This window comes from Sphingobium soli, from assembly GCF_020782245.1.
GTDB lineage: Bacteria > Pseudomonadota > Alphaproteobacteria > Sphingomonadales > Sphingomonadaceae > Sphingobium > Sphingobium soli.
In genome coordinates this window covers 215,164-228,580 of the sequence record NZ_JAJGNP010000001.1, presented here as the reverse complement: position 1 = coordinate 228,580, position 13,417 = coordinate 215,164, and the positions used below count along the sequence as shown (strand labels likewise).

12 protein-coding genes are annotated in these 13,417 nt (G+C 63.0%); 5 read left to right on the top strand and 7 right to left on the bottom strand.

Annotated elements, in window-relative coordinates; genetic code table 11:
* Positions 1-25 precede the first annotated feature (25 nt).
* From recN to ligA, 3 genes are read left to right on the top strand one after another with little or no spacing between them, the layout of a single operon-like run.
* The gene (gene recN, locus LL253_RS01030; protein ID WP_009822381.1) at positions 26-1,690 is read left to right on the top strand and encodes a DNA repair protein RecN; all 1,665 of its coding nucleotides are present in this window, start codon (positions 26-28) and stop codon (positions 1,688-1,690) included.
* Between the two features lie 44 nt (positions 1,691-1,734).
* Complete coding sequence (locus LL253_RS01025; RefSeq protein WP_228225879.1) at positions 1,735-2,070, top strand: hypothetical protein; 336 nt, start codon at positions 1,735-1,737, stop codon at positions 2,068-2,070.
* The gene (ligA, locus tag LL253_RS01020) at positions 2,063-4,174 is read left to right on the top strand and encodes an NAD-dependent DNA ligase LigA (RefSeq protein ID WP_228225878.1); all 2,112 of its coding nucleotides are present in this window, start codon (positions 2,063-2,065) and stop codon (positions 4,172-4,174) included. Before LL253_RS01025 ends, ligA begins: the two co-directional genes overlap by 8 nt.
* Positions 4,175-4,404: 230 nt before the next feature.
* Here ligA and LL253_RS01015 read toward each other — a convergent pair whose 3' ends face one another.
* The 7 genes from LL253_RS01015 to LL253_RS00985 form a co-directional block, all read right to left on the bottom strand.
* Complete coding sequence (locus LL253_RS01015; protein WP_228225877.1) at positions 4,405-5,196, bottom strand: phosphoadenylyl-sulfate reductase; 792 nt, start codon at positions 5,194-5,196, stop codon at positions 4,405-4,407.
* Positions 5,189-5,629, bottom strand: coding sequence for a DUF934 domain-containing protein (locus LL253_RS01010; protein ID WP_228225876.1), 441 nt, complete (start codon positions 5,627-5,629; stop codon positions 5,189-5,191). Before LL253_RS01010 ends, LL253_RS01015 begins: the two co-directional genes overlap by 8 nt.
* Positions 5,622-7,253, bottom strand: coding sequence for a nitrite/sulfite reductase (locus tag LL253_RS01005; RefSeq protein WP_228225875.1), 1,632 nt, complete (start codon positions 7,251-7,253; stop codon positions 5,622-5,624). The genes LL253_RS01010 and LL253_RS01005 overlap by 8 nt, the downstream gene beginning before the upstream one ends.
* 3 nt (positions 7,254-7,256) lie before the next feature.
* The gene (locus LL253_RS01000) at positions 7,257-7,553 is read right to left on the bottom strand and encodes a DUF2849 domain-containing protein (protein WP_009822376.1); all 297 of its coding nucleotides are present in this window, start codon (positions 7,551-7,553) and stop codon (positions 7,257-7,259) included.
* Positions 7,550-8,356, bottom strand: a complete 807-nt coding sequence (gene cobA / locus LL253_RS00995) for a uroporphyrinogen-III C-methyltransferase (RefSeq protein ID WP_228225874.1) — start codon at positions 8,354-8,356, stop codon at positions 7,550-7,552. The genes LL253_RS01000 and cobA overlap by 4 nt, the downstream gene beginning before the upstream one ends.
* An 88-nt stretch (positions 8,357-8,444) precedes the next feature.
* Positions 8,445-9,878, bottom strand: a complete 1,434-nt coding sequence (gene astD, locus LL253_RS00990) for a succinylglutamate-semialdehyde dehydrogenase (protein ID WP_228220766.1) — start codon at positions 9,876-9,878, stop codon at positions 8,445-8,447.
* A 51-nt stretch (positions 9,879-9,929) separates the two neighbouring features.
* Positions 9,930-11,324 carry a protein adenylyltransferase SelO family protein gene (locus tag LL253_RS00985; RefSeq protein ID WP_228225873.1) on the bottom strand — a complete coding sequence of 465 codons (1,395 nt, stop codon included), beginning with the start codon at positions 11,322-11,324 and terminating at the stop codon, positions 9,930-9,932.
* A gap of 37 nt (positions 11,325-11,361) precedes the next feature.
* Between LL253_RS00985 and LL253_RS00980 the strand changes: the two genes are divergently transcribed.
* Both LL253_RS00980 and LL253_RS00975 read left to right on the top strand, forming a co-directional pair.
* A complete protein-coding gene (locus LL253_RS00980; protein WP_228225872.1) occupies positions 11,362-12,237 on the top strand; it encodes an alpha/beta fold hydrolase in 876 nt (291 codons plus the stop codon).
* Positions 12,230-13,363, top strand: a complete 1,134-nt coding sequence (locus tag LL253_RS00975; protein WP_228225871.1) for a glycosyltransferase — start codon at positions 12,230-12,232, stop codon at positions 13,361-13,363. The genes LL253_RS00980 and LL253_RS00975 overlap by 8 nt, the downstream gene beginning before the upstream one ends.
* Positions 13,364-13,417: the final 54 nt, after the last annotated feature.

Sequence of the window (13,417 nt, the reverse complement as noted above, 5' to 3'; positions counted from 1 at the left end):
GTGCATTGACGGGTAGGACCACGTCATGCTGACGAGCCTCGCGATCCGCAATGTCGTGCTGATCGAGGCGCTGGACCTGGAGTTTGGCGCTGGCCTCAGTGTGCTGACTGGCGAGACGGGCGCGGGCAAGTCGATCCTGCTCGACTCGCTTGGCCTGGCGCTTGGCGCGCGCGCCGACACCGGACTGGTGCGCGCGGGCGAGCAGCAGGCCAGCGTCATCGCGGCCTTCAACCCGCCCGCGCCCGATCATCCGGCCGCCGCTCTATTGGCTGACAATGGCATAGATATGGAGCCGGGCGAGCCCTTGCTCATTCGCCGCATGGTGAAGGCCGATGGCGGCAGCCGAGCTTTTATCAATGATCAGCCATGTTCGGCCGCTCTGTTACGCGAATTGGGCGGCTCGTTGGTGGAAATCCATGGGCAGCATGACGATCGGGGACTGCTCAATCCTCGCGGGCATCGCGCCATGCTCGATACTTATGGTCGATGCGATACAGCTGCTGTGGCGAAGGCGCATGCCGACTGGCGCGTTGCTGCCAATGCGTTGAGCCAAGCGCGTGAAACGGTGGCGACCGCCGCGCGGGATCGCGACTATCTCACCCACGCCGTTGAGGAACTGCGCACCTTCGCCCCGCAAGCTGGCGAAGAGGCGACTTTGGCCGAAGAGCGCGCCGCCATGCAGAAGGGCGCGCGCCTGACCGATGATCTCGCTACGATCAGCGATTGCCTGACCGGGTCGGACGGGGGCCTCGCCCAATTGCGGCAGGCGGCGCGCCGATTGGACCGGATCGCCGGGGAGGAACCGCTATTGGCCGCCGTGCTCGAATCCCTCGACCGCGCCGTGGTCGAGGCCGGGGAGGCGGAGGATCGGCTGGCCGAGGCCGCCGAGGCGTTGAGTTTCGATCCCGCGCGTCTCGACTCCATTGAAACCCGTCTGTTCGACCTGCGCGGTCTTGCGCGCAAACATCAGGTTGCGCCAGACGATCTCGCAGCGCTTGGCGACGACATGGCAGCAAGGCTTGTCGCGATCGAGGGTGGGGAGGAGCATATCGCCGCGCTGGAACAGGATGTGGCGCAAAAAGCCGATCTTTATCGCGTCGCGGCACAGGCGCTGTCTGCGGAGCGCCAGCTGGCTGCCGGTCGGCTGGATGCGGCGGTCGCGGGGGAGCTGGCCCCGCTCAAGCTTGACGCCGCCCGCTTCCGCACCGTCGTTGCCCAACTAGACGAGGGCCAATGGAGCGCACAGGGCATGGACCGGGTGGAGTTTGAAATCTCGACCAATCCCGGCGCGCCCTTCGCGCCACTTGCCAAAATCGCATCGGGCGGCGAATTGTCGCGCTTCATCCTCGCCTTGAAGGTCGCGCTGGCGGAGCGGGGTGGGGCGGACACGCTGATCTTCGACGAGATCGACCGGGGTGTGGGCGGCGCGGTCGCCGACGCGATCGGTGAGCGCCTCAGCCGCCTCGCGCAGAGTAACCAGATCCTTGTTGTCACCCACAGCCCTCAGGTCGCGGCGCGCGGCGCGGGCCATATGCTGATCGCCAAGTCGTCCGATGGCACCGTCACACGCACGGGGGTCCACGCCCTGGACGATGCAGAGCGCCGCGAAGAAATCGCGCGCATGTTGTCGGGAGCGGAAATTACGGCGGAAGCAAGGGCGCAGGCAGAGCGATTGCTGGAACGCGGCTAGATCATTTCCATGGAAACAGTGGGGCGCGTCCCTGTTAAGACCGCATGGCGTCAGCGCATTTTCCAGATTGGCTGCATGGGCTTTCCATCGCTTCGTTAACCCTCGCAATCCTGTGCGTGGTGGTCATCCTGGTTGATATCATGCGGCGGCCGCAGAAAATGGCCATCGTGAATTGGGTGTGGCCGCTGACTGGGCTGTTCGGCAGCGTAATCTCGCTTTTCTGCAACCTGAAGGCGGCTCGGCTCGGCGGGCCGGGGATGCGCAACGCGATACCCTATCGCGGTGGCCGGTCCAATCCGGCATCAACGAGAAGATGTAGGGCATTGCCGCCGCGCGCTTCCGTGCGCGCTCGACAAGCGCTAAGGCAGCCCGATGACTGATCCAGCGATGCTGACCGAAGCCGAAGCGGCCAACCGCCTGATGCGCCTCGCCAAGGAAGTGGCGAAGCATAACCGCCTTTATCACGATCAGGACGCGCCGGAGATCAGCGACGCGGACTATGATGCGCTGATCCGCGAAAATAACGCGCTCGAAGCCGCCTTCCCGCATTTGATCCGCGCGGACTCGCCCAATGCGCAGGTGGGCGCGGCCTCGACGACGGCGCTCAAGAAAGTCCCTCATGCCGTTCGCATGATGAGCCTCGACAATGGCTTTTCGGACGAGGATATCGCCGATTTCCTCGCGCGCATTCGCCGCTTCCTGGCGCTGCCAGACGATGCGCCCGTTGCCCTCACTGCCGAGCCGAAGATTGACGGACTGTCCTGTTCGCTGCGCTATGAAAAAGGCGAACTGGTCCTTGCCGCCACGCGCGGGGACGGCACGACCGGCGAAGACGTTACCGCCAATGTCCACACGATTGCCGATATTCCCCAGCGTCTGACCGGCGAAGCCATCCCCGACCTGTTCGAGATACGCGGCGAGGTTTATATGGCCAAGGGCGATTTCGTGGCACTCAATGCCCGGCTGCTTGCCGAAGCGGAAAACGCTGAAAAAGCTCGCCAGTTCGCCAACCCGCGCAACGCCGCCGCCGGATCGCTGCGGCAGAAGGACGCCACTGTCACCGCCAGCCGTCCGCTGCGCTTCCTAGCCCATGGCTGGGGTGCCCACAGCGCGCTGCCCGCCGATACGCAACTGGGCGTCATGCAGGCAATCGCGGGCTGGGGCCTGCCCGTGTCCGACATGCTGGCCTGCGTCGACAGTCTCGATGCCCTTATCGCCCACTACCGCACCATAGAGGCCGGGCGCGCCGATCTGCCCTTCGACATTGATGGCGTGGTCTACAAGGTCGACCGGCTCGACTGGCAGCAGCGGCTGGGCTTCGTCGCAAAGGCGCCGCGTTGGGCCATCGCCCACAAATTCCCCGCAGAACGCGCGCAGACCACGCTGGAAGCCATCGACATCCAGGTCGGCCGGACGGGCAAGCTCACCCCCGTTGGCCGCCTCACGCCTGTGACCGTCGGCGGCGTCGTCGTCTCCAATGTCACCCTGCACAATGCCGACGAGATTGCGCGCCTTGGTGTCCGACCCGGCGACCGAATCATTGTCCAGCGCGCCGGCGATGTCATCCCCCAGGTCGTCGACAATCTCACCCGTGATGAGGCGCGCGAACCCTTCCCCTTTCCGACCCATTGCCCCGTCTGCGGCTCCGAAGCTGTGCGGGAAGAAGGGGAGGTTGATGTTCGCTGCACCGGCGGTCTGATCTGCCCGGCACAGCGGTTCGAGCGTCTGCGCCACTTCGTCAGCCGCGCCGCTCTCGATATTGAAGGCCTGGGCGAAAAGACGATTCAGGAGTTTCTCGATCTTGGCTGGATCGCAGAGCCGGCCGACATCTTCCGCCTTAAAAAACATCGCGCCGATCTGCTCGGTCGCGAAGGCTGGAAGGAAAAGTCGGTCGATAATTTGCTCATGGCGATTGAGGCCAAGCGCCAGCCAGATGCAGCGCGCCTGCTCTTTGGCCTGGGCATCCGCCATGTCGGCGCGGTGACGGCGCGCGACCTGTTGAAACGCTACGTCACATTGCCGACCATCCGTGCGCTTGCGCAGGATGTCATGCTTTTACGCGATCAGGAACATGAAACCCAGGCCAAGATGGACAAGGCGATCGCCGAGCATATTGGCGTTGAAAATGTCGGCGCGGCCGTTGGGCATGCGCTCGCAGATTTCTTCCACGAACCCCATAATGTCGATGCGTGGGACGATCTCCTCTCGGAAGTTTCGCCGCCGCCCTATGTAGTGGAAACGACCGCCAGCGCCGTGACCGGCAAGACCGTGGTCTTCACCGGCAAGCTGGAAACCATGAGCCGTGACGAGGCCAAAGCGCAGGCCGAGCGGCTGGGCGCGAAGGCTGCGGGGTCGGTCAGCGCCAAGACAGATTTGGTGGTGGCGGGGCCTGGGGCGGGGACCAAGCTCAAACAGGCGACGGCGCTCGGCATCGAAGTCATTACCGAACAGGCATGGGCGGACATCGTCAAGGCAGCGGGATAGGGCCGGTTTCGACGAATGTTTCGGCTCTTTTTCGCGGGGAAGCGCGGAGCCTTTTTCGCGGCCTGCGGCCGCTGCCTATGCTACCTAGTCATTAGCGATTTTCAGGAGAAAGCGTCGCATTCTCTGCGCCTCTGCACGCACCAAAAACTGCAGTGAGCGGACTTCCCCGGCCATCCTGCGCGTCTCGGCGTCTCTCGCGTGAACCAAAAGGCGCGAAATGCCGGTCGGCCTCAGAACACAGGCATATTCGCGGGATCATTGGCGTCGTCGTCTGGTCCCGGAATTGGACTGACCGGCGAATGGATGCCGCATTCCACCTTGTCCCAGCCACGCCAGCGCCCGGCGCGCGGGTCTTCGCCGGGCAGCACCTTGGACGTGCAGGGCTCGCAGCCGATCGACAGATAGCCCTGCGCCTCCAGCGGATGCCGCGGCAGATCGTGCTCGGCGAAATAGGCTTCCAGATCGGTCTTGGTCCAGTCGCCCAGCGGATTGATCTTTAATCGGCCGTCCTCCACCTCGAACCGGGGAAGGTTCTGACGGGTCACGGACTGGAACGCCTTGCGGCCCGAAATCCAGGCGTCCAGGCCATCCTTGGCGCGCTTCATAGGCTCGACCTTGCGAATCTCGCAGCACCCATCGGGATCATAGGACCAGCGCAAGCCCGTTGCGTCCTTGCTGGCAATGGCATCGGGAAGGGGCGTCACGGTGCGGCTGTCGGTAAACCCCAGCCGCTTGATGAGTGTGTCCCTATAATTCAGCGTTTCCGCGAACATTTTGAGCGTGTCGACGAAGATTACCGGCACGGTCCGGTCCGCCCTGGCCACCAGATCCAGCAGCACGGCGCTTTCGGTGCCGAAAGAGGAGACGACCGCGACGTTGCCAGCCAGGCCCTCGGCGAACACGGTCTTGAGCATCGTCAACGTGTCGATGCCTTCAAACCGCGCGTTGAGCGCGTCGGCATCGCCCTGCGTGAAGGCAGGGCGCGCGTCGATAATGTCGATCTTGCGGGCAGGTTCAGCCATCTATGTTCTCCGGATGCCGCTTCGCCCAGATGGGCGCACGGCCATCGACCGATTTTTGGTAGACATCGGCGTAGCGCGTAAGCGCACGCTCGACCGCTTCGTCGTCCAGCGGCTTGGCAGGGTGGAAACTATCAAAGCCGCAACGGCGCATGGCGACGATCTGATCGACCAGAACATCGCCTACCGCGCGTAATTCGCCCGCATAGCCTGCTTCGCGCAGGATGCGGGCGGCCGAGTAACCGCGCCCGTCGCCAAAAGCGGGAAAGTTCACTTCGACCAGCGAGAGCCTGTCGAGATGCGGCAGCAATTCGCGCGCATCCTCGCCCGCCTCGATCCGCACCGCGGTGGAATTGGACTGACCGGTGAAGGCTTCTACCGTAACGGCGGGTTCCTGCGCGGCGTCGCCATCGCGAAATGACAGGAATTCAACCATAGATCGCCTCCTTGAAGGGCTTCATGCCGATGCGGCGATAGGTGTCCAGGAAGCGCTCGTCGCCCTCGCGCTGGGCCAGATAGATATCTGTCACCTTCTCGATCGCGTCGATGACGCCATCTTCGGAAAAACCGGGGCCGGTGATCTGCCCCAGCGAAGCATCGTCCGCGCCCGAACCGCCCAGCAGCAGCTGGAAATTTTCCACGCCCTTCCGGTCCACGCCCAATATGCCGATATGACCGGCATGATGGTGGCCGCAGGCGTTGATGCAGCCTGAAATCTTGAGCTTCAATTCGCCCAGCTCTGCTTGCCTTTCCGCGTCGGCGAACCGCTGCGCGATTTTCTGTGCTAGCGGGATCGACCGCGCATTGGCGAGCGCGCAATAATCCAGGCCAGGGCAGGCGATGATGTCGGTGATAAGGTCAAGATTGGCCTCGGCGAGGCCGGCCTCATCCAACTTCTGCCAGATGGCGTACAGGTCCGCCTTCTTCACGTGCGGCAGAACCAGGTTCTGCGCATGCGTCACCCGGATTTCGTCCAGGCTATATTGCTCGGCCAGCGAGGCCACCAGTTCGATCTGCTCGGCCGAAGCGTCGCCGGGGATGCCGGACAGCGGCTTCAGGCTGATATTGACGATGGCATAGCCAGCCGCCTTATGTGTGGCGACTTGCCGGTCGACCCACAGGGCGAAGGCCGGGTCGCTGCGATCGATGTCTTGGGTCAGGTCGCTTTCATAGGCGGGCGGTGCGAAAAAGGCGCGGATGCGGTCCAGTTCCTCGACCGGCGGGTTGAGGCCGAGCGTGCGCATATGCGCAAATTCTTCCTCGACCTGCCGCTGATATTCCTCGACGCCCAGTTCATGGACCAGGATCTTGATCCGGGCCTTGTATTTGTTATCGCGGCGCCCATAGCGATTATAGACGCGCAGGCATGCTTCCAGATAGGAAATGATCTCGTCTTCGGGCACGAAATCGCGGATCAGGGGCGCGACCATCGGGGTGCGCCCCATGCCGCCCCCGGCATAGACTTCCGCGCCGATCGCGCCGTGGCGCTCCACCAGCTTCAGCCCGATGTCGTGCAGCCGCATCGCCGCGCGATCTTCGTCAGACGCAATCACCGCGATCTTGAACTTGCGCGGCAGATAGGTGAATTCGGGGTGAAAGCTTGACCATTGGCGTAGCAGTTCGGCCCAGGGGCGGGGGTCCGCCACTTCGTCTGCGGAAACGCCCGCATATTGGTCGGACGAGATGTTGCGGATGCAATTGCCGCTGGTCTGGATCGCGTGCATTTCGATGGTCGCCAACTCAGCGAGAATGTCGGGTGCGTCGGCCAGTTTGATCCAGTTATACTGCAGGTTCTGGCGCGTCGTGAAGTGGCCATAACCGCGGTCATATTTCTGCGCGATCTCACCCAGCTTACGCATTTGCCTGGCCGACAGCGTGCCATAGGGGATGGCGATGCGCAGCATATAGGCGTGCAATTGCAGATAAAGGCCGTTCATCAGCCGCAGCGGCTTGAACTGATCCTCAGTTAACGCCCCGGTCAGGCGGCGCTGCACCTGATCGCGAAATTCCTCGACGCGGGCGTCCACCATGGACTGGTCATAGCTGTCATAACGATACATGGTTCAGATCACCCAATTGCCGGCATCGGCATCGTTCGGTTTCAGGGTCAGGTCGGGGCGCACCGTGGGGCCGAGCGCGCGAATGCGGTCCTTGATATGCGCGGGGCGAACGCCCTCGTCGGTTATGGTGGCGTCGATCACGTAGGCGCCCACGACGCGCAAGGCCGCTTCCTCGGTCCGAGCAAGGTCGTCGCCGGTCTGCCCTACGTCGATGCTGTCGCCCACCTGGCGCGACCAGCCGTCGCCCGCCCACCAGATGACGTCGCCACTCACCAGGTCATTGCCCGTCAATATCTTCATTCTACCCTTTTCCCGCCGGTGGCCCGACCTTCTTGAGTGTTTGCCAGCGCACGGCAGGCGTCGAGCATATCATGCGCCAGTGCGTGTGCCGCCACTTCGCCCACCACGATCAGCGCCGGGCTGGCAATTTTTTCGCGCACCACCATGTCGCCCAGATCGGCAAGCAATGTCCGCAGCGTCCGCATCTGGGGCCGGGTTCCGTTTTCCAGAACCGCTACTGGCAGCGCGGGCGAAACGCCGTCCGCGATCAATTTGTCGGCAATATCGGTCGCGGTCGCTACGCCCATATAGATGGCGAGCGTACGCCCGATTCCCGCCAGGCCCGACCAGTCCTGATCCGACAGGCCCTTGCACTGGCCAGCGACAAAGGTCACGGCGCTGGACGCGGCGCGATGGGTAAGGGGAAGCTGCGCCTGCGCCGCGCTACCGATGGCTGCGCTGATGCCCGGAACCACCTCGACCGGCACGCCCGCCGTGCGGCAGGCATCCACTTCCTCGCCGCCCCGGCCAAAGATGAAAGGATCGCCACCCTTCAACCGCACGATCTTGCGCCCTTCGCGCGCCAGATCGATCAGTAAGACATTGATCGCATCCTGCGGCATGGAATGGCGGCTGCGTTGCTTGGCGACCGAAATAAGCTCTGCGTCCGGCGAAGCCAGCGCCAGGATAGCGTCCGACACCAGACCGTCATGCACGATGACGTCGGCCTCGCCGATCAGGCGTGCGGCTTTGATCGTCAGCAAGTCCGGATCGCCCGGACCTGCGCCGACCAAAAAGACGGTGGCAGGGATAATGTCATCCATGCCATTGCAGATGGCCAATGCCCCGTCGCAGTTCAATTCAGAATGGATATGCGGGGGATTAGGAAATGTTTTTGCGCCGACGCCAGCCTCATTCGCCCATCGCGCTGACGTCTATGTCCTTAAGGCCAACGCCAATGGAGGCGCGTGGCTTCTCCAGCTCCGCCGAAACGACGGGATAGGCGCAATAGTCCGCGGCATAATAGGCGCCTGGCCGATGGTTGCCCGAAATGCCGATGCCCCCGAACGGCGCATTGGATGCTGCGCCGTTGGTGGGACGATTCCAGTGAATGACGCCGGCGCGGACATTGGACCAGAATTGATTATATTGTTCCGGTGATCCGCCGACGAGCGAAGCCGCCAGCCCATAGCGGCTGTTATTGGCCTCCGCGATCGCCTCGCCGAAATCGCTCACCCGGATCACCTGCAACAAGGGTCCGAACAGCTCGACATCGGGCCGTTCCTTCATATTCGTCACATCGATGATCGCTGGACTGAGGAAAGGGAGGCCGGGCCGTGTGCGCACCATATGCTTGATCGGGCGCCCGCCATTGCTCATCAGCCACAGAAAGCTTTCGGTCAAACCGTCCGCGACCTGATTGTCGATGACCGGACCCATATAGGGCGTCGGCGTCGCATGGGGCTGATCGACGATCAAGCGGTCGGCCAGTTTCTTGACTTCGGCAATCAGCGTGTCGGCGATGTTGTCCCGCACGATCAGGCGACTGGCAGCAGTGCATCTTTGCCCGCTCGTCAGGAAGGCGGATTGCACGACGATGGCGGCGGCCGCCGGAATTTCTGGCGTATCCCACACCAGGATGGGATTGTTGCCGCCCATTTCCAGTGCCAGGATCTTCGACGGCTGCGCCGCGAATTGGCGGTTGATCGCAATACCGGTTTGCGCAGACCCGGTGAATAATATGCCGCCGACATCCGCGTGGGAAGCCAGTGCCTTCCCTATGTCGGGGCCACCCTGCAACAATCGCATCGCGCCTGTTGGAATTCCCGCTTCGTGCAGCAACCGCACCAGCATTTCGCCAACGGCCGGGGTCCGGTCAGAGGGTTTGAACACGACGGCATTGCCCGCGAGCAGCGCAGGGATGATATGTGCGCCCGGTAGTTGCGCAGGGGCATTGTAAGGTCCCAACACTGCCATGACGCCATGGGGTTTGTGCCGGACGGACTGGCGTGCGCCCATATTGGCTTCCAGCCGACGTTGACCTGTGCGTTCCGAATAGGCGGCGACGCTGATATCGACCTTGCCCATCAACGCCGCTACTTCGTCGCGCGCCTCCCAAAGCGGCTTTCCTGTTTCTCGCGCGATCAGGTCGGCCAGCGCTTCGTCTTCGCGCCGAACGACATTGACGAAGCGGCGCAGCGTTTCGATGCGATAGGCGATGGGCTGCGCCGCCCATCGCGGCCAGCTCGCGCGCGCCGCGGCGACTTCCGCTTCGACATCGCCCGGCTCCCCCTGCCAAAGCAGGGTGCCCGTGGCGGGTTCGTGGGATGTAAGCGACGCGACCATTTGGATAACGCTATGCGGGAAATTGGTTAACGAAATGAGAGGGTGTCGGGATCATGCCACTGACCCGCTGCCATGCGCCGCGCCCATGCGACGGATCGCAGCGACCTTGGCATAGAGCGGTTCCCAATCATCATGCCGGTCGATGGCGCTCCAGATCGCCTCGACCTCTTCGATGTGCATCGAACACGGTTCTGCATCCTGCCAGTAATCATGCATTCGGGCATCAGGCTCCGGCTCGCACGCCACGATGCTCTCCCGGAACGGCGCCCATGCCGCATCTGCATAGACAGCAGGTGCGGGCGCGACGCCGCCGCGCCAGTCATGGAAGAACCGGTCGATAGGCGTGCCGGTTTGCGTCATGCCGCGTACGGCCGCCTCGATCATCGAACCGGACTGCGCATTTTCCTGAACGCCAAGCCGCCAGCAGAAACGCCGCTGCACGGCAGCGCCATACAGGTCTGGAAAGCGTTCCAGTTGCGCTATGAGCGGCTCTGCCGGCGTGATCACCCGAAGCGACACGGCCAGTTGTGCCACGTCCCAATGGATAGCCTCGGCCTGCCGACCGAAGGCGTAAAGGCCGCCATGGTCGAAATAGGCGGCGGTGAAGGCGGGCTCCCATAATGGCGTGAACCGCCAGGGGCCATAGTCGAAACTCTCGCCCGTGACGTTGATATTGTCGCTGTTGAGCACGCCGTGGACGAAGCCCGCCACCATATAGCTTGCAGCCAGATCGGCGGTGCGCTCGACCACAAGGCCGAGCAATTGGGCCGCAGGATCATCTCCAGGCATCTCGTCGTATAGATGCCTCAGCGCATAATCGGTCAATCGCTCCAGCAGCGCTGTGTCTTCCAGAAATGCCGCCCTCTGGAATGTGCCGATGCGGATATGGGAATGGCTCAGGCGCACCATGGCGGCGCCCCGTGTCGGGGACGGCTCGTCATTGCGCTCCAGCGCTTCGCCCGTCTCGATAATGGAGAGCGTGCGCGACGTATTGACGCCCAGGGCCTCCAGCATTTCCGTCGCCAGAATCTCGCGCACGCCGCCCTTCAGCGTCAGCCGCCCGTCGCCAAAGCGGCTATGGGGGGTTTGTCCCGATCCCTTGGTGCCAAGGTCCATCAGGCGGCCTTGGTGGTCGCGCAACTGGGCAAACAGGAACCCACGGCCATCACCGATGTCGGGATTATAATGGCGGAACTGGTGGCCATGATAGCGCAGCGCCAGCGGCTGGGGCAGGCTGCCTGCCAGCGGCGCAAAGCGGCCGAAATGGGCGATCCAGGCATCATCAGTCAGCCCATCGAGCCCAACATCAGCCGCAGCACGGTCATTGCGATAGCGCAGGATCGTCTTTGGGAAATCGGCGGCGGCCACTGGATCGGCGATGTCGGGCATCAACGCGTCGATTTCGGTCGCGGGACGATAATTGGCGGCTTGCGGCGTCTGGCTCATGCGGCGATATGGGGGTGTCAGGGCGGAAGGATCAAGTTTGACCGGCTATACGGATGGATATTGGTGGTCACCCGACGGGCTGCGGCTCCATTATCGGGATTATATCAGGCAAGGCGCCGATGATGGTCGGCCGCCTTTGCTTTGCCTGCCCGGCCTGACGCGCAATGCGCGCGATTTCGAGCCGCTGGCTGAACGACTTTCGGGCCAATGGCGCCTTATTTGTCCCGACATGCGCGGCCGTGCGGAAAGCGCCTATGCCAAGGACGCGATGAGCTATGTGCCGCTGACCTATCTCCAGGATATCAGCCGCCTGCTCGCCGATCTGGCTATCACCAGATTCGTCGCGATCGGAACGTCGCTGGGCGGCATCCTTACCATGTTGATCGCTGCCACCCATCGCGAATGGCTTGCGGGCGCGTTGCTCAATGATGTTGGCCCGGCGCTGGACCCCGCCGGGCTTGACCGCATCCGCTCCTATGTCGGCGTCGGGCAATCCCATCCGACCTGGGTTCATGCCGCCCGCGCGCTCGCTGACGCCAATGGTGACGTTTATCCGGGCTATGGCCTGGAACAATGGATCGCCATGGCCAAGCGCCTCTATCGCCTCAACAGCGGCGGGCGCATCGTGCTGGACTATGACATGAAGATCGCCGAACCCATTCGCGCGATGGGCAGCGAAACCGGAGTCGATATGTGGCCCGTCATGCCCGCCTTTGGCGGTATTCCGACGCTGCTGCTGCGCGGGTCGCGTTCCGATCTGCTGAGCGCCGACAATGCCCTTCGGATGGCGCGCGACATTGGCGAAAGCGCTGAACTGGTCACCGTGCCTGATGTGGGCCATGCGCCAGTGCTCGACGAACCCGAGAGTCTGGCTGCGATCGACCGGCTGCTCGATCGGGTGTTGCGTGGCTGAACCACCGCATATTCTCCATGTCCATGGCAGCTTTTCCCTCGGCGGTAAGGAAGCGCGCGCAACCCGCCTGATGAACATCTGGGGCGACAAGGCGCGCCACAGCATTATGAGCGCCGACCCGTTCGCCATGGGCGCGCGCGACGCCATCGATCCGGGTATTGAGGTCGCTTATCCCGATGCCCCGTCCTTTGCGGGCAAGCCCGGCTTTGCGCGCTATCGCGAAATCCGTGCTTTCCTCAAAGGCTTCAACCTTGTCCTGACTTATAATTGGGGGGCGATGGACGCAGTGATGGCCCATCGCCTGGGCGGCGGGACTGCCAAGGGGCTGCCGCCGCTCATCCATCATGAAGATGGCTTCAATGCGGATGAGGCAGAGGGATTAAAGACCAAGCGCAATCTTTTTCGCCGCATTGCGCTCCAACGGGCGCATGGCCTTGTCGTGCCTTCGGTGCTGCTGGAAAGCATTGCGTGCAACGTCTGGAAGCAACCCGCGCATAGGCTGCACCTTATCCGCAATGGCATTGACGTCGCGCGCTATGGCGTCCCGCCAGTGACAGACGCGATTCCCGGTCTGGTGCGCACGCCCGGCAAGCTGCTGGTCGGCACGCTTGCCGGATTGCGCGCGGTCAAGAATATCCCCCGGCTGGTCCGTGCGGTCGCAGCGCACAAGGATCGGCTGCAATTGGTCGTGGTGGGGGAAGGGCCTGAGCGAGCGGCGATCATCGCCGAGGCGGCCGCCCACGGACTGCACGATATGCACATGGCGGGCTTTCTTGACCGTCCCTGGCGCTTCGTCGGTCTGTTCGATATCTTTGCCCTGTCTTCGGATAGCGAGCAATTTCCGATTTCGCTGGTGGAGGCTATGGCGGCCGGACTGCCTGCTGCTTCGATGGATGTCGGTGATGTCGCCAACATGGTTGCGCCGGAAAACCGCCCCTTCGTCGTATGCGATGAGCAAGGGCTGGCTCACGCGCTCGGGCAACTGGCTGCTGACACTGAACTGCGTGCCCGGCTGGGCGCCGCCAATCAGGCGCGCGCCGCCCGCGATTTCGCGGAGGAAACTATGGTAAATGCTTATGCGTCTCTCTACGGCGAAGCTCTGGCCAGCCCCATGATTTTGCGCTAGGGCGCGCGAAATTCGTCATGGGCAGCCGATGCTGCTATAAGGTCGCTTTACCCG